General features: G+C 68.3%; 22 protein-coding genes. 6 read left to right on the top strand and 16 right to left on the bottom strand.

The genetic code is table 11. The features are described from left to right. Positions 1–52: 52 nt before the first annotated feature. The 3 genes from ILP86_RS16365 to ILP86_RS16355 form a co-directional block, all read right to left on the bottom strand. Positions 53–607, bottom strand: a complete 555-nt coding sequence (locus ILP86_RS16365; RefSeq protein ID WP_058631625.1) for a GNAT family N-acetyltransferase — start codon at positions 605–607, stop codon at positions 53–55. A gap of 66 nt (positions 608–673) precedes the next feature. Continuing rightward, positions 674–2,245: an MFS transporter gene (locus ILP86_RS16360; protein ID WP_113681477.1), complete on the bottom strand. Its 1,572-nt coding sequence runs from the start codon at positions 2,243–2,245 to the stop codon at positions 674–676. Continuing rightward, a complete protein-coding gene (locus tag ILP86_RS16355) occupies positions 2,242–2,868 on the bottom strand; it encodes a PadR family transcriptional regulator (protein WP_046746836.1) in 627 nt (208 codons plus the stop codon). The genes ILP86_RS16360 and ILP86_RS16355 overlap by 4 nt, the downstream gene beginning before the upstream one ends. A 199-nt stretch (positions 2,869–3,067) precedes the next feature. Between ILP86_RS16355 and ILP86_RS16350 the strand changes: the two genes are divergently transcribed. Then, positions 3,068–3,946: a phosphoribosylaminoimidazolesuccinocarboxamide synthase gene (locus ILP86_RS16350; RefSeq protein WP_193762460.1), complete on the top strand. Its 879-nt coding sequence runs from the start codon at positions 3,068–3,070 to the stop codon at positions 3,944–3,946. A gap of 18 nt (positions 3,947–3,964) precedes the next feature. Here the strand turns inward: ILP86_RS16350 and ILP86_RS16345 are convergent, their stop codons facing one another. Next, on the bottom strand, positions 3,965–4,360 hold the full coding sequence (locus tag ILP86_RS16345; protein WP_141370683.1) for a type II toxin-antitoxin system VapC family toxin: 396 nt from the start codon (positions 4,358–4,360) through the stop codon (positions 3,965–3,967). Beyond that, on the bottom strand, positions 4,357–4,620 hold the full coding sequence (locus ILP86_RS16340) for a type II toxin-antitoxin system VapB family antitoxin (RefSeq protein WP_045262550.1): 264 nt from the start codon (positions 4,618–4,620) through the stop codon (positions 4,357–4,359). The genes ILP86_RS16345 and ILP86_RS16340 overlap by 4 nt, the downstream gene beginning before the upstream one ends. Positions 4,621–4,731: 111 nt before the next feature. On the opposite strand from ILP86_RS16340, the gene ILP86_RS16335 reads away from it, so the two are divergent. After that, a complete protein-coding gene (locus ILP86_RS16335; protein ID WP_193762459.1) occupies positions 4,732–6,060 on the top strand; it encodes a uracil-xanthine permease family protein in 1,329 nt (442 codons plus the stop codon). A gap of 73 nt (positions 6,061–6,133) precedes the next feature. On the opposite strand, the gene ILP86_RS16330 is transcribed toward ILP86_RS16335, so the two are convergent. From ILP86_RS16330 to ILP86_RS16310, 5 genes are read right to left on the bottom strand one after another with little or no spacing between them, the layout of a single operon-like run. Then, the gene (locus ILP86_RS16330; RefSeq protein ID WP_193762458.1) at positions 6,134–7,864 is read right to left on the bottom strand and encodes a biotin carboxylase N-terminal domain-containing protein; all 1,731 of its coding nucleotides are present in this window, start codon (positions 7,862–7,864) and stop codon (positions 6,134–6,136) included. After that, entirely contained in the window at positions 7,861–9,465 is a 1,605-nt protein-coding gene (locus tag ILP86_RS16325) for an urea amidolyase family protein (RefSeq protein ID WP_193762457.1), read from the bottom strand. Before ILP86_RS16325 ends, ILP86_RS16330 begins: the two co-directional genes overlap by 4 nt. Then, a complete protein-coding gene (locus ILP86_RS16320; RefSeq protein WP_308431962.1) occupies positions 9,465–10,265 on the bottom strand; it encodes a putative hydro-lyase in 801 nt (266 codons plus the stop codon). The genes ILP86_RS16325 and ILP86_RS16320 overlap by 1 nt, the downstream gene beginning before the upstream one ends. Position 10,266: 1 nt before the next feature. Then, a complete protein-coding gene (locus ILP86_RS16315) occupies positions 10,267–11,031 on the bottom strand; it encodes a LamB/YcsF family protein (RefSeq protein WP_113681097.1) in 765 nt (254 codons plus the stop codon). A gap of 4 nt (positions 11,032–11,035) precedes the next feature. Continuing rightward, a complete protein-coding gene (locus tag ILP86_RS16310; RefSeq protein ID WP_046746828.1) occupies positions 11,036–12,313 on the bottom strand; it encodes an NRAMP family divalent metal transporter in 1,278 nt (425 codons plus the stop codon). A 173-nt stretch (positions 12,314–12,486) separates the two neighbouring features. Between ILP86_RS16310 and ILP86_RS16305 the strand changes: the two genes are divergently transcribed. Together ILP86_RS16305 and ILP86_RS16300 are read left to right on the top strand one after the other, a co-directional pair. Continuing rightward, positions 12,487–13,125, top strand: a complete 639-nt coding sequence (locus ILP86_RS16305) for a GntR family transcriptional regulator (RefSeq protein ID WP_061016961.1) — start codon at positions 12,487–12,489, stop codon at positions 13,123–13,125. Positions 13,126–13,360: 235 nt separating this feature from the next. Further along, entirely contained in the window at positions 13,361–14,179 is an 819-nt protein-coding gene (locus ILP86_RS16300; protein WP_193762455.1) for a matrixin family metalloprotease, read from the top strand. A gap of 69 nt (positions 14,180–14,248) precedes the next feature. On the opposite strand, the gene ILP86_RS16295 is transcribed toward ILP86_RS16300, so the two are convergent. Further along, positions 14,249–14,935 carry a TetR/AcrR family transcriptional regulator gene (locus ILP86_RS16295; RefSeq protein WP_046746825.1) on the bottom strand — a complete coding sequence of 229 codons (687 nt, stop codon included), beginning with the start codon at positions 14,933–14,935 and terminating at the stop codon, positions 14,249–14,251. Positions 14,936–15,059: 124 nt separating this feature from the next. Between ILP86_RS16295 and ILP86_RS16290 the strand changes: the two genes are divergently transcribed. Both ILP86_RS16290 and ILP86_RS16285 read left to right on the top strand, forming a co-directional pair. Beyond that, the gene (locus tag ILP86_RS16290) at positions 15,060–15,932 is read left to right on the top strand and encodes a DUF1266 domain-containing protein (RefSeq protein WP_193762454.1); all 873 of its coding nucleotides are present in this window, start codon (positions 15,060–15,062) and stop codon (positions 15,930–15,932) included. Continuing rightward, positions 15,905–16,966, top strand: coding sequence for a hypothetical protein (locus tag ILP86_RS16285; protein ID WP_193762453.1), 1,062 nt, complete (start codon positions 15,905–15,907; stop codon positions 16,964–16,966). The genes ILP86_RS16290 and ILP86_RS16285 overlap by 28 nt, the downstream gene beginning before the upstream one ends. 88 nt (positions 16,967–17,054) lie before the next feature. On the opposite strand, the gene ILP86_RS16280 is transcribed toward ILP86_RS16285, so the two are convergent. The 5 genes from ILP86_RS16280 to ILP86_RS16260 all read right to left on the bottom strand — a co-directional run bounded on the left by ILP86_RS16280 (position 17,055) and on the right by ILP86_RS16260 (position 22,125). Next, a complete protein-coding gene (locus ILP86_RS16280; protein WP_193762508.1) occupies positions 17,055–18,050 on the bottom strand; it encodes a LacI family DNA-binding transcriptional regulator in 996 nt (331 codons plus the stop codon). Positions 18,051–18,149: 99 nt separating this feature from the next. After that, complete coding sequence (locus tag ILP86_RS16275) at positions 18,150–18,686, bottom strand: DUF6578 domain-containing protein (RefSeq protein ID WP_113681092.1); 537 nt, start codon at positions 18,684–18,686, stop codon at positions 18,150–18,152. A 27-nt stretch (positions 18,687–18,713) separates the two neighbouring features. After that, the gene (locus tag ILP86_RS16270; protein WP_193762452.1) at positions 18,714–20,144 is read right to left on the bottom strand and encodes a GH1 family beta-glucosidase; all 1,431 of its coding nucleotides are present in this window, start codon (positions 20,142–20,144) and stop codon (positions 18,714–18,716) included. Positions 20,145–20,149: 5 nt separating this feature from the next. Beyond that, on the bottom strand, positions 20,150–21,040 hold the full coding sequence (locus tag ILP86_RS16265; RefSeq protein WP_046746820.1) for a carbohydrate ABC transporter permease: 891 nt from the start codon (positions 21,038–21,040) through the stop codon (positions 20,150–20,152). Next, positions 21,037–22,125: a carbohydrate ABC transporter permease gene (locus ILP86_RS16260; protein ID WP_193762451.1), complete on the bottom strand. Its 1,089-nt coding sequence runs from the start codon at positions 22,123–22,125 to the stop codon at positions 21,037–21,039. Before ILP86_RS16260 ends, ILP86_RS16265 begins: the two co-directional genes overlap by 4 nt. Positions 22,126–22,173: the final 48 nt, after the last annotated feature.

Genomic DNA, 22,173 nt, shown 5'->3' with positions numbered 1-22,173 from the left:
CGTGTGCTCCTCGGGTCGACAGCAGCGACCGGACGACCGCCGAGGAACTACCCTAGCTCGCGGCGAGTCGGGTGCCCGAAACGTCGATCCAATACCGGCGGACGAGAGGCTGCCCCGCCTGCGGTGCCTCGATCACGTCTTCGAGCTCGCCACCGGCTCCCTCGATGGTGCGGATGGACCCGACGTTGTCGTCGTCACAGGTGAGCATGACCCGTTCGTAGCCCTCCGCCTTCGCCTGGCGGAGCACCTGCCGCATCGCCTCGCGAACGATCCCTTCGCGGCGACGGGAAGGGATCACCGAATAACCGATGTGGCCGCCGAAGCGACGCAGGTAGTCGTTGAGCTCTCGGCGGAAGGAGAGGAAGCCGACCACCTGATCGCCCTCGGTGATCCAGTAGTAGTCGCAGGGCACGTGCCCCTCCGGGAGCACCGCGCCAGGTGTGGCGTAGAGCTCTGCACGCTCGACGAACGCCTCGAAAGCGGCCCGGTCCGGCACGAAGCCCTTCTCGAGACCGCCCCCGTCGACGTGTCCACCCTCGAACTCGGCCACTGCGGCGGCCCAGGAGTCGAAGAGGTCGATGTTCGGTCGAGAGAGTGCGATCGTCATCGCCCGATGACACCAGAAAGGGGCGGCATCCGCAAACCGACGGACACGGCCCCTCCCCTGGTTCGATTACTCGGTGCGCGCGGATGCGGGCACTGCCGGCTCCGTCTTGTCGTAACGACCGAGGAACAGCGAGGCGATGAGCGCGACCGCCATGACGCACGCCGGCAGCAGGATCGCCTGCGACATTCCCGCAGCGAACCCGTCCGCCACCTGCGGCGGCAGTGCACCCCCGGTGGAGATGCCCGCCGGTGCGTCAGCGAGCCCCGGAAGGTTCGCTTCGAGACGGGACTGCATGAACGCGGCGATGGAGGCCGACCCGATCACCGATCCGATGGTCCTGGTGGTGTTGTAGATGCCGGCACCTGCACCCGCCTGGCGCGGGGGCAGCTTGCGCGTCGCGGTGGTGGCGAGCGGACCCCACATGCCGGCGTTGCCGATACCCATCAGCGCCGAGGGCAGCAGGAACATCCAGATCGGGGTGTCCATGTTGATCAGAGCGGAGTACCAGATCAGTGCGGCGGCGACGCAGAGCAGCCCGGGGATGAGGATGATGCGCGGGTCCACGCGGTCGAGGATCTTGCCCGCGACCGGAGCGAGCACTCCCGACAGCACCGCCATCGGGATGAGGAGCAGCGCCGCCTCCGTCGGGGTGAGCCCCCGCGCGGTCTGCAGGAAGAACATCATCGGCAGCGACATGCTCGTCACCGTGAAGCCCACGGCGGCGATGGCCACGTTCGCTCCGGAGAAGTTGCGGTCGCGGAACAGTTCGAGCGGAACAAGAGGTTCACTGCGTGTCTTCGCCTGCTGGAAGATGAACAACCCGAGCACGACGAGTCCGGCGATGATCAGGCTCCACACCGAGATCGGGCCCCAGATCACGCCCCAGTCGAATTTCTCGCCTTCCTGGAGTCCGAACACGATGAGGAACAGCGCCACGGCGCTGAGCACCACACCCACGATGTCGAAGCGGTGCGGGTGCGTGGCCAGCTTCGGGACCAGGCGCCAAGCGAGCACGAAGGCGACGATGCCGACCGGGATGTTCACGAAGAAGATCCACTCCCAGCCGAAGCCGTCCACGAGCAGACCACCCACGAGCGGACCGACGAGCGTGGCGACACCGGCGGTCGCACCCCACAGGCCCATCGCCGCGCCTCGACGTTCGGGCGGGAAGGTGCGGGTGATCACGGCCATGGTCTGCGGGGTCATGAAAGCGGCGCCGAGACCCTGCACGGCACGTGCGGCGATGAGCATCTCGAGCGAATCGGACAGCCCGCACCACAGCGAGGCGAGGGTGAACACCGCGAGGCCGATGAGGTAGATGTTCTTCGGGCCGAAGCGGTCACCCAGGCGCCCGGTGATCAACAGCGGCACCGCATACGCGAGCAGGTAGGCGCTCGTGACCCACACGACGTTGTCGAGGTTGTTCGTGTCGGGGTCGAGGGCGGCCTTGATCGCCGGGTTCGCGACCGAGACGATCGTGGTGTCGACCAGGATCATGAAGAAGCCGATGACCAGCGCCCAGAGGGCGGGCCAGGGGCTCGCGGGCTTGTGCCCGACCGAGTAGGTACCGGTCGACGGACCGGAGGTGGAGGGCGCGGAGACCGGCGGGCGGTCTCCGTCGCGAGGGATATCTGTCATTGCTGTGCAGCCTTTCGCTGAGCGCGGTAGCGGTCTGAGTTCTGGAATGCCGTGGGACCCCACGGCAGGACACGGGCTTCGAGACGATCGAGGAGGGAGTCGAGCCAGCGGAGCTCGGCCGCCAGCAGAGCTTCCTGACGCTCGATCTCGACCAGCACCTGCTCGGGCACGTGCTTCTCCCTCGCGTTGCCGAGCCCGTCGCGGTGGCGAGCGTGATCCTCGACGAGCGCGACGCGCCTCGCGCGCAGGAGGTCCATGACCTCCGGGCGCTCGAGGTTGTGCGCCTCGGCGAGCGCGATGCGGAAGTCGGCCGGGTGATCGATGCGGGGCAGCTCACGCTGCACCCACGTCACGACGGCCTCACGTCCGGTCTCCGTCAAGGAGTAGGTCGTCCGCTCGGGCCGATTTCCCTCGCGGTCGATGCCGAGTTCGTCGATCAGGCCGGCGCGGTGCAGCCGGGACACCGTGTGGTACAGCGTCCCGTTGGTGATCGTGAGCAGGCGATCATCATGCCGCGCCCGCATGAGACGCACCATCTCATAGGGGTGCATGTCGCCTTCGCGCAGCAGCGCGAGCACCATCACCCCCATGGGAGTGAGCCGGTCGACCGCATCCTTCTTCATGTCCCACCTCAAATAGTCCATGTGGACTATACGCCTGTTTCCGCCCCTTGAACAGACGGGGTCGAACTTCTCACCGAGGCCCATGCTCTCCGTCGAGACCCACACCCCCCGGCGTGTGCGGGGATGGGTGTCGGCGCGGAGCATGGGTCGCGAAGGAGCGCGGGCGAGAGCATCGCGAGGGAACCGGGATAATGGGCGGGTGAGCACACCTTCAGAAGGCACGGCACAGAGCATTCCCGGCTGGCGGCACATCTACTCGGGCAAGGTCCGCGACCTGTACGCCTCCGAGGATCCGGCGGATACGCGCATCCTCGTCGTCGCCTCCGACCGGGTGAGCGCCTTCGACTTCGTCCTCTCCCCCGGTATCACCGACAAGGGCGCCCTGCTGACGCGACTGAGCCGCTGGTGGTTCGCGCAGCTCTCCGCCTTCCCAAACCACATCGCCGAGGGCGAGCTGCCAGAGGCCGTGGCGGATCGCGCGATGCTCGCCCAGTCGCTCGAGATGCTGCCGATCGAGTGCGTCGTACGCGGTTACATCACCGGTTCCGGATGGGCGGAGTATCGGGAGAGCGGGACGGTGTGCGGCATCCCGCTGCCGGCCGGCCTGCAGAACGGCGACCGACTGCCCGAACCTCTCTTCACTCCGGCATACAAGGCCCCGATGGGCGAACACGATGAGAACATCACGTTCGAGCGCGCGGTCGAGCTCGTCGGCCCCGAGCGCGCGGCCGAGCTGCGCGACACCTCCCTTGCCATCTACACGGCTGCGGCCGCCATCGCCGAGGAGAAGGGTCTGATCCTCGCCGACACCAAGTTCGAGTTCGGCACGGACGCCGCCGGCACGCTGCGCCTGGCCGACGAGGTGCTCACGAGCGATTCGTCCCGCTACTGGGATGCCGAGGCCTGGCGCACCGGCACGACACCGAGCGCGCGGATGGCGAGCTTCGACAAGCAGATCGTGCGCGACTGGCTCGCCGCCAACTGGGACCAGGAGGGCGAGCCCCCCCTGCTCCCGGACGACGTGGTCGAGCGCACCGCCGACCGCTACCGCGAGCTGATCGAGCGCCTCGGCGCCTGACGCTTCAGGCCTGACGACTCAGCTCAGCTCCACCCGGCGCACGTCTGTGTGGATGAAGTCGTCACCCTTGAAGAGCAGAGGCTCGTCGCGACTGATCGCGAGCGCATAAGAGAAGCAGTCGCCGTAGTTCAGCCGAGCCGCGCTCCCGGAACCGCGTCCGAATCTGACGAACGCCCTGGCCGCCAGACGCGCCTGGGCCTCGTCGAGCGGAACGACGGTCGCACCCGTCGCTTCCAGAAGCTCGTCCAGCGCGAGCACCTTCGCCTCGCCTCCCTTGCCGCGGAGCACGATCATGCACTCCGTGAGCGTGGCCGCGGACAGTGAGAAGGGACCCTCCTCCAACAGTTCGCTCATCTCGGCAGCTTCGGGCTCAGCCATCAAGACAGCCACGAGGGCCGAGGAATCGACGATCAACGCGGCATACCCGTCTCGTCGTAGAGCTCGTCCATGATCTCCTCGGTCGTGCGTCCGGTGGAGGGAATCTGCTGCGCCCGGCGGATCACCGCACGGATACGGCGACGGCGCTCCTCTTCTTCGCCCGAGCGTTGCTCCTCCAACTCGGCGAGGCGCCGCCGAACGGCATCTTCCACCGCACTGGTCTGGCTCTGCCCGGTGAGCGCCGCGAGCCGGCGCACCAGCTCATGCGTCGTCTCGTTCTTGATGTTCAGGCTCATGTCTACCATTCTACCTCGCCGTCTACCATGGTAGAAGACGTTCAGTGAAAACTCAGGAATCGGTAGTGTTGCTCCGGCACTCCTGCCATCCCCCGAACCTGAGGAGCCCGCATGGCCCTGTGGAAGCTGCACGGAAACGGCCGCACGGTCGAGCCCGGCGCCGTCGTCCGTCCCGACGAGCGCCTGAACTGGCCCGCGACGATCGCGATCGGACTCCAGCATGTCGTGGCGATGTTCGGGGCCACGTTCCTGGTGCCGATCATCACCGGGTTCCCGGTCGCCACCACGCTTCTCTTCAGCGGTGTGGGAACGATCCTGTTCCTGCTGGTCACACGCAACAAGCTGCCCAGCTACCTCGGTTCGTCGTTCGCCTTCATCGCGCCCGTGACCGCCGCCACCGCCTCCGCGAACATGGGCACGGCCCTGGCCGGGATCGTCGCGGTCGGCGTACTGCTGGCGATCATCGGGGTCGTGGTGCACACGGTCGGGGTGAAGTGGGTCGACCGCTTCCTGCCGCCGGTCCTCGCCGGCACGATCGTCGCCCTCATCGGGTTCAACCTCGCCGGTGCCGCGCACAACAACTACGCGGCAGCGCCCGTGACGGCGACGTTCACGCTCGCCATCACCATCCTCTTCGCCGTCGTCTTCCGCGGATTCCTGGGCCGCATCTCGATCTTCCTCGGCGTGATCGCCGGCTACATCTTCGCGGCGTTCCGGGGAGAGCTCGACTTCTCGGCCGTCGAGAAGGCCGACTGGGTGGGCCTTCCCACCTTCCACTTCCCGAACTTCACCGAGCCCGGCACCCTCACCGCGCTCGCGATGTTCCTTCCCGTGGTCCTGGTCCTGATCGCCGAGAACGTCGGACACGTGCGCGGCGTCGCGACCATGACGGGTGACATGACCGTGAACCAGCAGACCGGCAAGGCCCTGATCGCAGACGGCGTCTCCACCACGCTCGCGGGATTCTTCGGCGGTTCGGGCACGACGACCTACGGCGAGAACATCGGCGTGATGGCATCCACCCGCGTCTACTCGACCGCCGCGTACTGGGTGGCCGGCGCGGCCGCGATCCTCCTCAGCCTCTCCCCCAAGTTCGGCGAGGTCATCAACTCGGTGCCCGCGGGAGTGCTCGGCGGCGTGACCACGGCGCTCTACGGCCTGATCGGCGTCATCGGCATCAAGATCTGGGTCGACAACCGGGTCGACTTCTCGCGCCCGGTCAATCAGTACACGGCAGCTGTCGCGCTGATCATGGCCGTCGGAGGCTTCATGATCAAGGACGAGGCATCCGGCTTCGAGTTGGGCGGCATCGTCATCGCCACCGTCGCTGCGATCCTGATCTACCACCTGGGCAACCTCATCGCCCGCCTGCGCAAGACAGGCGCCGACGACCCCAAGCCCTTGGAGGCCGTCGGCCCGCTCGGCGGCGATCCCGAGTAAGCCGGTCCCACAGACGACGATCCCGGATGCCCCTCCTGAGGCATCCGGGATCGCTGCGTTCGCCGTGGAGCGCTCAGCCGATGGCCCCGAGAACCTGATCCGCCGACACCATCTCCGCGACCTCAGCTCGGTAGGAAAGGGTCCCGGTCCGGTGCGCGGTCACCGTGGTCTCCATCTTCATGGCGTCGAGCACCGCGACGGGTTCGCCCTCCGTGACCTCGGCGCCGTCGTCGACGAGCCACCGCACGAGAGTGCCGGGAACCGGCGAGCGCAGCTCACTCGGATCGGTCGTGGGTGCTGCGGCCGCAGGGTCGACGGGACGACCGAGGCCCGACAACAATCCGGCGGGGATCCCGAGCATCACACGTCGACCGTCGATCTCGACCGGGAAGCGCTGCAGCACGTCTTCCGGCACCGCTGCAGGTCGCGACTGAGTCTCGAGCTTCGGCAGCAGCGCCTTCTCGATCCACTGGGTGTGCACCGCGAAGGTCGCCGTGGCGAACGCCTGCTCGTCGAGCGCCATCACGTCGAACGGGATGACGGTGGCCGGTCCATCGACCGTGAGCTCCCGCAGCGCCCGCCGCGCGCGCACGATGGCGGCATCGCGGGAGTCGGCGTGCACGATCAGCTTGGCGATCATCGAGTCGAAGGCCGGCTGCACGACGTCGCCCTCTTCGATGCCGCTGTCCCAGCGCACGCCAGGGCCGCCGGGGATCCGCAGCCTCTCGACACGACCGGGGCTCGGCAGGAATCCGCGCCCGGGGTCTTCGGCATTGATGCGGAACTCGAACGCGTGCCCGGCCGGCGTGGGCGTCTCGACGAACGATGGGCCTTCCCCGAACGCGATGCGGAACTGCTCGCGCACCAGATCGACGCCGGTGACCTCTTCAGTGACCGGATGCTCCACTTGGAGCCGGGTGTTCACCTCGAGGAACGAGATGGTGCCGTCGGCGGCGAGCAGGAACTCCACGGTGCCCGCCCCGCGGTACTGCACCTCACCGCAGATCGAGCGCGCTGCATCGTGGAACCGCGCACGCTGCTCGACGGAGAGCCCGGGAGCAGGCGCCTCCTCGATCAGCTTCTGATTGCGGCGCTGCATCGAGCAGTCGCGGTCGCCGACCACCACGACACCGCCGAGTCCGTCGCCGAGCACCTGCACCTCGATGTGGCGCGGGCTCTCGAGGAAGCGCTCCACGAAGCACTCTCCTCGGCCGAAAGCCGCGACCGCCTCGCGAGTGGCCGCGTCGAAGGCCCCCGCGACCTCGGAAAGCTCACGCACCACCTTGAGCCCGCGTCCGCCGCCGCCGAACGCGGCCTTGATCGCGATCGGGAGGCCATGTTCCTCGGCGAACGCCACCGCCTCCGCGGGCCCTGCCAGAGGCTCGTCGGTGCCGGCGGCGAGCGGTGCGCCGACCTGCTGGGCGATCCGGCGGGCCGTCATCTTGTCGCCGAGCGCGTCGATGCTCTCGGGGGTCGGTCCGATCCAGACCAGCCCCGCATCCTCCACGGCACGGGCGAAGCCCGCGCTCTCCGACAGGAATCCGTATCCGGGGTGCACGGCAGTCGCCCCTGACTGCCGCGCGGCCGCGAGCAGCGCGTCGACGGACAGGTACGTCTCGGCCGCCGTGGAGCCGCCCAGCCCCACGGCCTCGTCGGCCAGGCGCACGTGCAGGGCATCGGCATCCTGATCCGCATAGACCGCGACCGAGGTGTATCCGGCTTCAGCGCAGGCACGGATCACACGAACCGCGATCTCTCCGCGATTCGCGATCAGCACCTTCTGCGTGGGTGACGCCGTGGTCATGAGGGCTCCTTGACGGTGAGACGAAGACGCACTCCCGGAGCCAGCTGACCCGCGAGGTCGAGGCTGCGATCCGTGAGTGCACCGATGATGGGGTATCCCCCGGTGAGCGGATGGTCGGGGAGGAACAGGACCGGCTGTCCGTCGGGCGGCACTTGGATCGCACCGGTGACGGCACCCTCGCTCGCGAGTTCGCCCACGCGCGCACGTTCCAGAGGCACCTCACCGTGCAGGCGGATGCCGACGCGATCGGACCGTGGCGTGACCGTCCACTCCTGGTCGGTGAGGGTGGCGAGTGCCGACGCCGTGAACCAGTCGTCGCGCGGACCGAGCGTGATCTCGAGCTCGATGAGTTCGCCGGGGGCCGGCAGATCGCGCGGAAGGGCATCGGGCTCGACGGGATGCACGCCGGCATCGCCGACCCGGATGACGGCACCGGCTCCGAGCCTTTCCGGTCCGAGACCGGCGAGCGTGTCCGCCGCGCGACTTCCCAGCGCCGGCGCCGCGTCCAGGCCCCCACGGACGGCGACGACGTAGCGCAGTCCGCGTTCGGGGTGCCCGAGAGTGAGGTGATCGCCGTCGACCGTGGCGAAGGGTTCACCGTGTGCGACAGAGCGCTCGCGCCCCTCGGCGTCCTGCAGAGTGAGCGCACCGAGAGCACCGGTGACCGCCGCGACACCGGCACCCCGGAACCGCAGGACCGTTCCCCCGACGCTCTCAAGCACCGCGGCATCGGTCGCGTTGCCCACAGCCCGGTTGGCATCGCGCATCGCCCGACGGTCGGCCGCCCCCGATGCCGAGACCCCGAGCGCCGCATAGCCGGGGCGACCGGCATCCTGCACCAGCAGCTGCAGCGACGGGCGGACCACCTCGACCGCGGCATCAGTGCCGAAACCCAGACCGTCCGCAGCCGACGCCGCGTGTTGCGCCGCGACGCGCCCAGGCCGCGCCGGGTCATCTCCGTTTCGGCCTGGATGACCTTCTGCCAGCCGAGCGGTTTCCCGCACGGGCTCGAAGCGCACGGTCGCGCCGGGCGCCAGCAGCGCAGGCGGCGTGCGGTCGATGTCCCACATCACGGCATCCGTGCGACCGATCAGCTGCCATCCGCCCGGGCTCTCGCGGGGGTACACCCCGGTGAACTGTCCGGCGAGCGCGACCGAGCCGGCGGGCACGCGCGTACGCGGCGACGATCGGCGCGGCACGTCGAACAGCGGATCGCTGCTCACCACGTATCCGAAGCCGGGGGCGAACCCGGAGAACGCGACCCGCCAATCGGCAGCGAGATGCCTGTTGACGAGCTCTTCCGCCGACACGCCCAGCAGCGACGCCGCCTCGTCGAGGTCTTCACCGTCGTACCGCACGGGGATGACGGCATCGCCGGTCGCCGGGAGGTGCGCCGCATCGACCTCCGTCGCCTCCAGCACGGTGCTCAGATCATCCGCGGAGATGCGGACGGGGTCGAAACGCACCAGGACGGTCCTGGCGCCGGGGATGCGCTCGAGGACTCCGGGCAGTCCGTCCCAGGCGAGGTTCAGGCGCATCGCCTCGTCGAGGTCGGCCGCCTCGACGAGCAGGGCGTGATCGGATGCGGTGAGGATGCGCATCAGACGAGGTACTCCGCATCGGGGACATCGGTGATGAACATGTAGCCCGGAGCGTGGGTGATGGCGAACGGCGGCTTCGAGGCCATGATCGCTGCCTGCGGAGTGACACCGCACGCCCAGAACACCGGGACCTCGCCGTCGCGCACCTCGGGGGCGTCACCGAAGTCCGGATGCGCCAGGTCGTCGATGCCGAGCGAGGCCGGGTCGCCGATGTGGACGGGAGCACCGTGCACAGCGGGAGTCCGCCCGGAGATCTGCACCGCGTCCGCCACCCGGGACGCGGGGATGGGGCGCATCGACACGACCATCTCGCCGCGCAGTCGTCCCGCGGGAGCGCACGCCGCATCGGTGCGGTACATCGGCACGTTGCGTCCGAGCTCCTGATGCCGGATCGGGATGCCGGCCTGCACGAGCCCGGATTCGAAGGTGAAGCTGCATCCGATGAGGAAGGCGACCAGATCAGGGTGCTCGGCCCAGGCCGCTCTCGCGTCGCCGACCTCCTCCGCCAACTCGCCGTCGCGCCAGACGCGATACCGGCCGATGTCGGTGCGGATGTCGCTGCCGGGCGCGAGCCGAGACTCCACCTGACCCTGCTCGATGACCTCCAGTACGGGGCACGGCTTCGGGTTGCGCTGGGCGAACAGCAGCGTCTCGAACGCCCAGTCGGCCGGCACCGCGATCAGGTTCGCCTGCGTCAGCCCGACCGCGACGCCACTGGTCGGCTCGGCATGCCCGGCACGGATGGCGGCCCGAGCTCTGCGAGTATCGGCGAGCTGAGCGGCGGAGGCGAGGACGGACACGTCAGGCTCCCGCGAACGGGGCGATCGTGATGCCCGCATCCTGCAGCATTCGTCTGGTCTCCGCCGCCATCGCCACCGAGCCGGGACTGTCGCCGTGCACGCAGATCGACTGCGCGACCACGGGTACATCGGTGCCGTCGATCGCGCGGATCACGCCGTCGACGGCGAGGCGCACCATGCGCTCGGCGACTTCGGCGGGGTCGTGCAGCACGGCCCCCTCCTCGGTGCGGGAGACGAGCTGCCCGTCCGGCTGATAGGCGCGATCGGCGAAGGCCTCGGCCGCGACCTCGAGTCCTGCACGCTGGGCGACATCGAGCACGACACCACCGGAGAGCCCCAGCAGCACGAGCTTCGGGTCGATCGCCCTGATGGCCGCGACGACATCCTTCGACTGCCGTTCGTCACGCGCGATCGTGTTGTACAGCGCGCCGTGAGGCTTGACGTACGACACCCTGCCGCCGACCGCCGAGGCCAGACCCATGAGCGCACCGAGCTGGTACTCGACGTGCGCCTGCAGTGCGGCCGAGTCGATGTCGACCTTCGTCCGTCCGAAGTTCTCGTAGTCACGGTAGCCGGGGTGCGCACCGATCACGACGCCGCCCTGCACCGCGGCCGCGAGCGTCTCTCGGATGCCCTCCGGGCTCCCGGCGTGGAAGCCGCACGACACGTTCGCGCTCGTGACCAGCCGCAGCATGCTCTCGTCGTCGCTGACGATCCGCTCGGCGACGTTCTCGCCGAGGTCCGAGTTCAGGTCGATCGACGTCATGCGATCACGCTCCGATTCCGAGGAAGGCGAAGATGGGACCGATCGACACGATCCCCATGTACCAGGTGAGCAGCGTCACGAGCGTACCGGCGACGAGCAGCCACATCGGGTACTTCTTCGAGCCGAGCAGATCGCGCCGGAACCAGCCGATGTACATGAATACCGTGAGTCCGATCGGCAGGATCAGGCCGTTGAAGCCGCCGACGAAGACGAGGATCGCAGCCGGGGCCGTGCCGATCGACAGGTACACCGCCAGAGACACGACGATGAACGCGACGGTCGCGAGCTGCAGCGGCCATCCGCCCTTGAGCTTCTTCGTGAACGTGGAGAGGAAGGTCGCAGAGGTGTACGCGGCGCCGATGACCGAGCTGATCGCCGCGGCCCAGAAGATCGCACCGAAGATGCGCAGGCCTGCGTCGCCGAGCACCGCACCGAACGCCTGACCGGCCGGGTTCGCACCCTGCCCGGAGAGGTCGAGGGTGACGCCGGAGGCCACGACGCCGAGGATCGCGAGGAACAGCACGTAGCGCATGATGCCCGTCACGAGGATGCCGTTGGTCGCCGCGCGCATCACGGGGCCGGCGTGCTCCGGACCCGTGTGACCCGAGTCGAGGTAGCGGTGGGCGCCGGAGTAGGTGATGTATCCGCCGACGGTTCCGCCGACGATCGTGGTGATGGTGGCGAAGTTGAGCTCATCGGGCACGAAGGTCTGACGCAGCGCCTCGCCGATCGGCGGCTGCGCGATCACGGCCACGACCACAGTCATGACGATCATGCCGATGCCGAGCACCACGAGCACGACGTCCATCACGGGGCCGGCCTTCTTCACGAGGAAGATGATGATCGCGAGGACTGCGGTGATGATCCCGCCGAGCTTCGCGTCGATGCCGAGCAGCGCGTTCAGGCCGAGACCTCCACCGGCGATGTTCCCGATGTTGAAGGCCAGCCCGCCGATCACGACGAGCACCGCGATCAGATGCCCGGAGAACGGGATGGCGCTGTTGGCGAGTTCACCCGCGCGCTTTCCGGAAGAGGTGATCATGCGCCAGATGTTCAGCTGCACCGCGATGTCGACGAGGATCGAGACGAGGATCGCGAACGCGAACGCCGCGCCCATCGTCGCCGTGAACGTGGCGGTCTGCGTGATGAAGCCGGGACCGATGGCACTGGTGGCCATGAGGAAGATCGCGCCGATGACGGCGCTGCGCCCGGCGCGCTTCTTCGCGGAGGAGAGGCGGGCTTCGTCTTCCGGCGAGAGGGAGGCAGTGGTCTGCTCAGACATGGAGGGGGATTCCCATCGTCGTTGGTGGGTGTCGGGTGACCCCCAGTGTAGAACGGATAGAACCCGATTGTTCAACAATCATGTTACGGCCGCGCTACAGAACGGTTGCCGTCGTGTGATTTCCGGCACCCGATCGGCGACGACTCCCGTGAACCGACGCCTACGATGAAGGCATGAACCAGCAGGGTCCGCTCGCCGACGTGCTCCGTCAGCGCATCATCGACGGCGACTTCGCGCCGGGGTCCCGCCTTTCGGAGTCTGCCCTCGCCGAGCAGTTCGACGTCTCGCGCAACACCCTTCGTGAAGCGTTCCGCGTCCTCGCGGAGCAGGGCCTCGTCGAGCACATCCCGCACCGTGGCGTCTCGGTGGCCTCCCCCACCATCGCCGACGTGATCGACATCTACCGCGCCCGCCGCGTGATCGAATGCACGGCCCTGCGCCAGTCAGAGCCGGAGCACCCCGCCGTACAGCTCATGCACGACGCCCTCGCCGAGGCCGAGGAGCAGCTGCCGCACGAGGACTGGCGGCGCATCGGCAGCGCCAACATGGCCTTCCATGATGCGATCGTCGCCCTCGCCGACAGCGCGCGCCTGGCCCGCACCTACCGCGACGTCGCCGCCGAACTGCGGCTCGTCTTCCTCGAGATCGACGAGCCGCGGTCCCTGCATGAGCCGTTCGTCCGTCGGAACCGTGCGGTGCTCACAGCCCTCCTCGAGAGGGGTCCCGAGGCGGCCGCGGAAGAGCTGGAGCGATACCTCACGGCATCCGAACGGAGCGTGCTCGGCGCCTTCGCCCGCATGGGTCATGCCTGACCCCTGACCTCTCGCGGCTCCTGGCAGCACCTTCGACCAGAACAATGTTCGGTATTTCTGACCTGAGTGCATAAATCTGTGAACGTGCCGGGAAATGCCTTGCCATCCCGTGAAAGCGGTGCTTACCGTGAGCGGACTTCGGACGGATCGGGACGCAGAGCTGCTCCCTCGTCCACCCGGAGGCCGCGTACCGAGGGGGTGCGCGGAATCGTTCAGATCGAAAAGGACTACTACTTTGCGACTCACGAGAAAACTGGCGTTCGCCGCTACCGCGGCTGCTGCGCTCTGCCTCGGCACGGTCATCCCCGCTGCCGCAAACTCCACGCCCGACGCCGACGACATCCCCACCTTCCAGGAGTTCGAGGCGTCGACCTACCGAGACGTCGACGGCGCCTACGTCGTCAACGGAGACGAGGTGATCTCCAACCAGGGCGAGCTGCGATCGTTCTACGAGCAGCTCCTCGGCGCCGACCCCGTGACCAACGGCCTGATCGTCAACACGGTCAACAACATCGACGACAAGTGGTCGAACACCCAGGTGGGCAACCTCACGTACTGCGTCAGCACCGCTTTCGGTGCTCGTCACGCCGACGTGGTCAACGCGATGGAGAGCGGCGCCGCACTCTGGGAGGCCGCGTCGTCGAAGGTGAACTTCATCTACGACAGCAGCGCCGACGCCAACTGCACGACGCGTAACAACGCCGTCCTGTTCTCGGTCGAGCCGGTCCAGACGACGCAGTACATCGCCAGGGCGTTCTTCCCGAGCACGGCACCGCGTCTGCAGAACGTGCTCATCGACGACTCGATCTGGACCCCCGGGTCGTCCTGGACCCCGACGAACGTCCTCGGACATGAGCTCGGCCACGTTCTCGGCTTCCGCCACGAGCACACCCGCCCGGAGGCCGGCACCTGCTTCGAGGACAACAACTGGCGTCCGCTGACGCCGTACGACTCCTCGTCGATCATGCACTACCCGCAGTGCAACGGCTCCTCTGACGACCTGTCCATGACGAGCGTCGACACCGCCGGCGTCGTCTCCCTCTACGGCAACTGACACGCTCCGCACCGCCGGAGACAGCGGGGCCCGGTCGTTCTCGACCGGGCCCCGCTGGCTGCCGCGGCATCAGAGGCGCGGGTTCGGCACAGCTTCATCCGGACGCAGAGCCGCTGTCGCCCGCGGCCGCGGTTCGCCGTCGCGGAGCGGAGCCGGGGGCGCGATGGGAGCGGTGGGCTCCGGCAGTCCGTATCGACGGAACATCCACCGTCGCGCCTCTTCGAGCGGATAGGTCTCGCCGAAGACGGCGGACTTCACGAAGACGCCCTCGATGGTGCTGCGCAGCATGACCTCTTCCAGCGCCGGGTCCTCAGCCCCGCGCGCGCGGAACAGGTCGCGGACCGCGTCCTCCGCCGCGGTGGCGCCCGCCTCGTGCCGCGCCTCCGACTCCGCGAAGAGCCGATGCGTGGCCGGCTGCTGCTGCATCGCGAGCACGGCCCGCTGCAGGGGTATGGCATACGCCGTCGCGGTGAGGGCGCCGTCGATCACCGCGGCGAGCATCTCATCCGGCGTGCCTTCGACACGGGCGAACCCGAGCACGGTCTCGAACCACCGGTCGATCACGGCGGCGACGAGCTGCTCCTTGCCGCCGAAGTGATAGTTCACGAGGCCCTGCGCGACGCCGGCCCGCTTCGTGATCTCGGCGATGCTCGCCCCCGCGACGCCTCGCTCGCTGAACGCCTCGATCGCCGCCTGCAGGATGTTCTCCCTGGCGCGCTCCCTGGCCACCCGGTTCTGCTCGTCGGAGCGTGCCATCGGCATCCACCTCCTGAGTCCCGCCGGCCTGTCTTTCCGAATCGCCCCCCGCCGTATAGATTACTCACTGAATGTTTGTTCAATCTATGAACAGGCGCGGATTCACCCCCTCCCAGGAGCCTCAATGCACTCTTTCGCGAGCGTCGACTTCAACAGCATCACCTCGATCTTCGAGTGGCTCGTCGGTCAGTGGTGGGCCTGGGCGATCGTCGGCGTCATCGCGCTGTTCTTCCTCGTGACCTGGATCCTCCCCGACGCGAAGGTCAAGGCGTCGCCGGAGTATTCCACCACTGGCGCGGAGGCCGACGAGATCGCGCTCGGCTTCCTGCAGATCGTCAACCTCCCCTCCGGGCACTGGAACGATCCGACGGCCTCGCTCCTCGGCGACCGCGAGAAGAAGGTGCTCGTCGACCAGTGGGGTGTACACACGCGCGAGGAGTGGCTGGCCAACATCGAGCGCCTCAGCACCGTGCGTCGACGCCGCGAGGTGTGGGTGCTCTACCTCGCCGTGCGCACCGAACTCGCTCAGCGTCTGGGCCGCGCCCCGAAGGCGAAGGAATGGCTCGCCGCGATCGTGCAGGAGGGCGGGGACAAGCGCGACGCCCGCACCTTCGTCACCTCGATCGAGTACGCGGAGGCACAGGTGCGCAAGCGCGTCGGCAAGGACATCGTCACGCCCGACCTGTTCGTGAAGACCCTCGACGGCTACGGGATCGGGCAGGCCGTGGCGATGGCCACGTGGGGCGTCGCGCTCGGGCACGCCGATGTCGCCGAAGCGCGGGCGATCATCCACCGCATCAACGTCGACGGCCGCCCGGCCTTCGAGTCGTGGGCCGACTTCGGGCTGAGCTACATCGTGGGTCGCGTCATGCACTGGTCGGACGGCAACGTCGAGGAGAAGTCGTTCGAGAAGTTCGGAGACGGCTGGTCCGACTTCAAGGCCGCTGCGACGGAGAAGCGCAACGGGCCGTGGGCGACGCTGTCATGGAGCCTGTAGCCGTCGACCTGGAACCGCTGCGACGAAGCGCCGGCCTCCGCGACATCCTGACCTACGAGCGCATCTGCGGGATCCCGCCGCACCGCCGATTCCTCGTGATCCTGGTGGCTGTGCTGCTGTTCGCCGTCGCGATGCTGACAGGGCTGTGGTTCCTCGGGCGCGGCGACATCCTCACGGTCGCGCCGATCCTCGGGATCTTCGTCATCGGGTACACGGTGCTCGCCGCCGTCGGCTTCCTCTGGTGGGCGGTGGGCCTGAGTCGTCGGGTGAAGATCGCCGCATTCGCGTGGCAGAACGGCTGGGCGTACGCCGACCTCCTCGAGCGCACCCGCCGCCCCGGCGCGGCTTTCACCAGAGTCGTGCACGGTCGCGAACGAGCGGTCATCGCCTGCGATGACGCGCGGATGCCGTTCGAGCTGGGCATGCACCATTCGGTCTCGCGGGGGCAGGAGCGCGCGACGATCCAGCGCCCGTTCGCCTTCATCGAGCTGCCGCTGCCCGCATCCGTCCCGCACATCGTGCTGGCGAACCGGAAGCACAGCATCGTCCCCACGCTCGGGCTCGGACGCGGAGCAGCCCGCATGGAGTTGGAGGGGGATTTCGCGAAGACGTTCCGTCTCATCGTTCCCGAGGGGTATCAGCAGGACGCCCTGTACATCTTCACCCCCGACCTGATGGCCCGGGTGCTCGACCTCGGTTCCGGTGCCGAGATCGAGCTCGTCTCCGATCGCCTGTACGTCTACCTGCCGTCGCGCACACGGTTCGATCGGGCTGAGACCATGGCGGCCGCCGTCACCCTGGCCGAGGAGTTCCACCGGCGCTTCACCGCACGCACCGAGCTGTATCGCGACGACGACGCCGGGGGCCTCGCCGCCAGGGCCGGCGTCTCGATCGGCCTCCGCGGTCAGCGGCTGGGAGGTCGCGGGATCTCCGTCTTCGCCGTGGCAGGCACCGCCGCGGTGCTGCTGCTCTCGGCCGGCATCACCGCCATCTCCCTGTTCGGCGGTGATCTGCTCAGTTCGCTCGTCGACTGAGCCCTCAGACGCACGGCTGTGGGCCTGGCCCGGAGGGGGCGCCAGGGCCGCAGCCGTGTCCTTCCCCTCGTTGACGGCCGCGCGACGCTCAGGCGGAGCCGCGGACGACCAGCTCGGTCGGAAGGATCGTCGTGGTCGGCGGATTCTCGCCCGCGAGACGTGACAGCAGCACCCGCGCCATGGCCTCACCCTGCGCGTACATCGGCTGGCGCATCGTGGTGAGCGGCGGGTCCGTCGTGACGGCGACCGAGGAGTCGTCGAAGCCGACCAGCGCGATGTCCTCCGGCACCCGCAGGCCGGCCGAGCGCAGGGCTGTCAGCGCACCGCGGGCCATCAGGTCGCTCGCGACGAAGATCGCATCAGGTCGGCCCCCGTCGAGCAAGCGCCTCGCGGCCTCTGCCCCGCTGCTCTCGCTGTAGTCGCCCTCTTCCTCCGCGTACGGGGTGAGCCCCGCACCGGCGAGAGCGGCCCGGAAGCCCTGTACGCGATCCTCGGAGGCGACCATCGTGAGCGGACCCGAGATCGTGGCGATGCGGGTGCGACCGATGTCGATCAATCGCTGGGTGGCATTCCTCGCCCCCGCGACGTTGTCGACGTCGACGACGTAGTCGCCTTCGTTTCGACGCACAGGGCGTCCGCCGAACACGACGGGCACCGCATCCGCTATCCGATCGACGAACGCATCGCTCGTGTGGTGCGACACGATGAGCGCGCCGTCGACTCCGCCGTTGCGCACGAAGCTGGTCATCTTGTCGCCGGGGTCATCGCTCGCGATCAGCAGGTTGAGCAGGTAGTCCGAGCCGCCCAGCGCCCCGGTGATGCCCGCGACGATCGCAGCGAAGAACGGGTCCCCGAAGAAGCGCGTGGTGTCCTCCGGAACGATCAGCGCGATGGCGTGCGTCTGACGCGACGCGAGTGAGCGTGCCGCACGGTTGGGCACGTAGTTGAGCTCGTCGATGGCTGCGCGCACGGCGGCGAGGGCCTCGGGACTCACGGCCGTCGAGCCGTTCACGACCCGCGACACGGTGGACCGGGAGACACCGGCAGCCGACGCCACCTCTTCGATGGTCGCTCGGGGCGACATCAACGCACGTCCTCTTCCATCGCCCTATTCTCACCGGTCACGCGGCCATCTCGCTTCGAATCGCGCAAATGGTCGCATCTCGACTGCGGATCGAACCATTCACGCGATTCGAGGGGCGGGCTGGAGCTCGTCGACGTCGACGAGCCAACCGATCCGTTGACGTCGCCGCTCCTCGACCGGCGAATCCTCGGCGTCAGCGGGTCGGGTCGACGGCCCGTGATACTCGACGGCCGCGACCGGTAGTCCGCCGACGGAAGACAGGCGGGTCGTGCCGGGCACCCGTTCGATGCTGGACCCTTGCCGCGAGAATCTCGCCCCCGCGGACACGCCATTCGGAAGCTGCAGCCTACCGGCGGTCCGGGCCCGGGCGAATGGGTCCACGAAGTGCTCGAACCTGCGCTCGACCACCTCCCGACTGACCTCATGCACCGCGATGACTCTGCCGCGAACCCGATCCGCGTGCTCCTCTTCGTGATGCGACTCCAGCGCATCGACGGTGCCAGCCAGTTCCGCCCCCAGCTCGTCGACCAGACCCTCCGGATCACGCGACCGGATCCCGAAGTCGACCTCGCCGCCGATCTCGAACGGGTCTCCGCAGCACGCCCACTCCCACGGCGTGAGCCACACACGCGTCATGCCGTCAGACTATCCCCGGCGCCCGGCTCAGAGCGCGCGAGCGGCGATGATGCGGGTGTACTCGTGGGCGGAGTCCTTGAGGGTGCGCTCCTGGGTGTCATAGTCGACGCGCACGATGCCGAAGCGCTTGTCGTAGCCCCAGGCCCACTCGAAGTTGTCGAAAAGCGACCAGTAGAAGTAGCCGCGCACGTCGACACCCGCCTCCGCCGCGTCGAGCACGGCACCCAGGTGCAGCCGGAGGAACTCGGCACGGTCGGTATCGTGCACGCGTGGCTCGCCGTCTTCGACCACCACGACGTCGTCGTAGGCCGCGCCGTTCTCGGTCATGTAGAGCACCGTTCCCGCGGGCTCGGCGTACTCCGTCCAGACCCGCTGCAGCACACGGGTGAGCCCCTCGGGCTGCACCTCCCAGTTCTGCGCCGTGCGGGGCAGACCTCGCTCGACCGCGTGGATGCCCTCACTCGACGGATACGGGCTGCGGCGCACGCGCTCGGTGTCGGGCTCGGCCGAGACGGGTTCCTCGGTCGGTGCCGTGCCCGAGACGAAGTCGCCGTGGTAGTAGTTCACGCCCTGGGTGTCGATGGGCTGCGCGATCGTATCGAGGTCGCCGTCGTGCACAGCCGCTTCGAACGTCGCGACGGCTTCAAAGTCCACCCCACGGATGTCCTCGACGATGTCGGCCGGATAGCTGCCGCGGTAGATCGGGTCGAGGAACCAGCGGTTGAACTGTCCGTCCACGCGGCGGGCGGCGTCGACGTCGGCCGGGTTCTGCGGGTCGGCAGGATCGGCGACCGTGTGGTTGAGCGTGATGCCGAGATTGAGCGAGGCATCGCGCCCCCGCAGCTCCTGTACCGTCTTGCCGTGTGCGAGCAGCAGGTGGTGCGCGGCGAGCAGCCCCTCCGCGATGCTGGTGTGCCCCGGCGCGTGCTCACCCGCCGTGTAGGAGAGGAACGATGAGCACCACGGCTCGTTCAGCGTGGTCCAGACGTTCACCCGGTCGCCGAGCGCATCGTGCATGGTCCCCGCGTACTCCAGGAAGCGGTCGACGGTGTCGCGGTTCGTCCATCCCCCGACCTCCTGCAGCGCCTGCGGCATGTCCCAGTGGTACAGCGTCAGCCAGGGGAGGATGTCGGCGGCGAGCAGTTCGTCGACCAGGCGCTCGTAGAAGTCGACGCCCGTGGCGTTCACCGCTCCGCCGTCAGGACGCACCCGGGACCACGAGGTGGAGAACCGGTAGGTCTGCAGGCCGAGCCGCTTCATGAGCGCGACATCCTGCGGGTACCGATGGTAGTGATCGCACGCGACGTCGCCGTTCTCCGCTCCGATCACGGCGCCCGGCTCACGCGAGAACGCATCCCAGATCGATGCGGTGCGCCCGTCCTCGAACGCCGCCCCTTCGATCTGGTACGCGGCCGTGGCTGCGCCGAAGAGGAAGTTCTCGGGGAAGGAGCGGGTCATAGGGGTCATCCTTTCACCGCGCCAGCCATGATGCCACTGACCAGCTGCCGACCCGCGACCACGAAGAGCACGAGCAGCGGAAGGGTCGCGAGCACCGCTCCGGCGAGCACGATCGAGTAGTCGATGTAATACCCCGACTGCAGCTGGCTGAGCGCCGTCTGCAGGGTCGGGTTCTGGGGGGAGAGCACGATCAGCGGCCACAGGTAGTCGGTCCACGCTGTCATGAAGGTGAAGAGGCCGAGGATCGCCATGGCGGGCCGGGCCGCGGGGAGCCCGACGGTCAGGAACGTGCGGAACTGGTTCGCGCCGTCCATGCGCGCAGCCTCGATCAGCTCGTCGGGGATCACGTCCACCAGGTACTGGCGCATGAAGAAGACACCGAATGCCGTGACGAGAGTCGGCACGATGACGGCGCCGATCGAGCCGGTCCAGCCCAGCTCGCGCATCAGCATGAACAGCGGGATGATGCCCAGCTGCGTCGGGATGGCCATCGTCGCGATCACGAAGACCATGAGTCCGTCGCGCCCCTTGAAGCGCAGTTTGGCGAACGCGTATCCGGCGAGCGTCGAGAACGTGACCACCGAGACGGTGATGATGCCCGAGATGAGGAACGAATTGCCCAGCGCCAGCCAGAACGGGATCGCGTCGAACACCTTGGCGGCGTTGGTGAAGAAGTTGCCGCCGGGGATGAGGGGCAGCGTCTCCCCGCGCGTCGCGTTGGTGCCGCTCGCGACCACGACCGACCACCACAGCGGATACACGCTGCCGATGATGAAGGCAGCGAGGAGGCCATAGGTGAGGAAGCCGGGGCGGCTGCCGATGCCGGCCGTGCCTCCGGTGGCGGCACGGCGCCGGCGGATCTTCTCGGGGACGCTCAGCGCCTGCGTGGCGGTCATCGCGCGTTCTCCTCGGTCGTGATGGCGATCGTCGTGCCGGCTGCGGCTGCGGTCGCAGCCGCGCCGGCGGTGCGCGCGCTGCGGCGGGCGGCGCGGCCCTTCGGTGCATCCCCGGTGGAGATGCGTCGGGAGATGAGGAAGTTGATCACGCCGATGAGCACGATCAGCAGGAACAGCAGGATCGCGACCGCCGACGCTTCACCCAGGTTGCGCCGGAAGAACGCCAGCTCCCACAGGAACAGCACCGTCGTCTGGAACTGGCGGTCGCTGCCGCCGATGCCCCCGGCCGTCGACACGTCGAACAGACGCGGCTCTGCGAAGATCTGCAAGCCGCCGATCGTCGCGGTGATGATCACGAAGATCAGGGTGGGACGGATCGTGGGAATCGTGATGGAGAAGAAGCGGCGAGCGGCACCGGCCCCGTCGAGGGCGGCGGACTCGTACAGGTCGCGCGGCACGGCCTGCATCGCGGCGAGCAGGATGAGGGCGTTGTAGCCCGTCCAGCGGAAGTTCACCATCACGGCGATCGCGATGTGCGACAGGGCGGTGTTGTGCTTCCACTCCTGGTCTGCGATGCCGATGAGGTTGAGCAGGTTGTTCGCCAGGCCGTCGGCCTCGTTGAAGATGCTCGAGAAGATGATGGCGACCGCGACAGGGGTGACCACGAACGGGATGAGCACGCTCATGCGCCAGAACGTCGGGGCGCGCAGCCCGCGGTCGAGGAGGTAGGCGATCACCAGCGCGACCCCGAGCTGGGGGATCGCGGAGAGCAGGAAGATGCTCAGGGTGTTGCCGATCGAGTTCCAGAACATGGCATCGCCGAGGATCTTGGCGAAGTTGCCGACGCCGACGAACTCCCCCTCGCCCTTGAGCAGGTCCCACTCGTGCACGGCCACCCAGACCGTGTAGAGCAGCGGGAACAGGCCGACCAGCCCGAACAGCAGGAAGAACGGCGAGATGTAGAAGTACGGCGAGGCGTTCTGGTCGAACCGGGAGAGGCGGTGGCGCCAGGAGCGTCTCGCCGGGGCGTCCGAGGTCGCGGATGCGGTGCGCTGCTGCTGCGCCGGCGGTGCGGTGAGAGTCATGAGGGTCCTTTGCCGGGGCTCCGACAGGCTCAGCCCCCCGATCTGCGG

Origin of the sequence: Microbacterium sp. R1 (assembly GCF_015159725.1) — a bacterium.
Classification (GTDB): domain Bacteria; phylum Actinomycetota; class Actinomycetes; order Actinomycetales; family Microbacteriaceae; genus Microbacterium; species Microbacterium oxydans.
The sequence above is the reverse complement of the archived record's forward strand: the minus strand, read 5'-3'. Positions and strand labels throughout refer to the sequence as shown.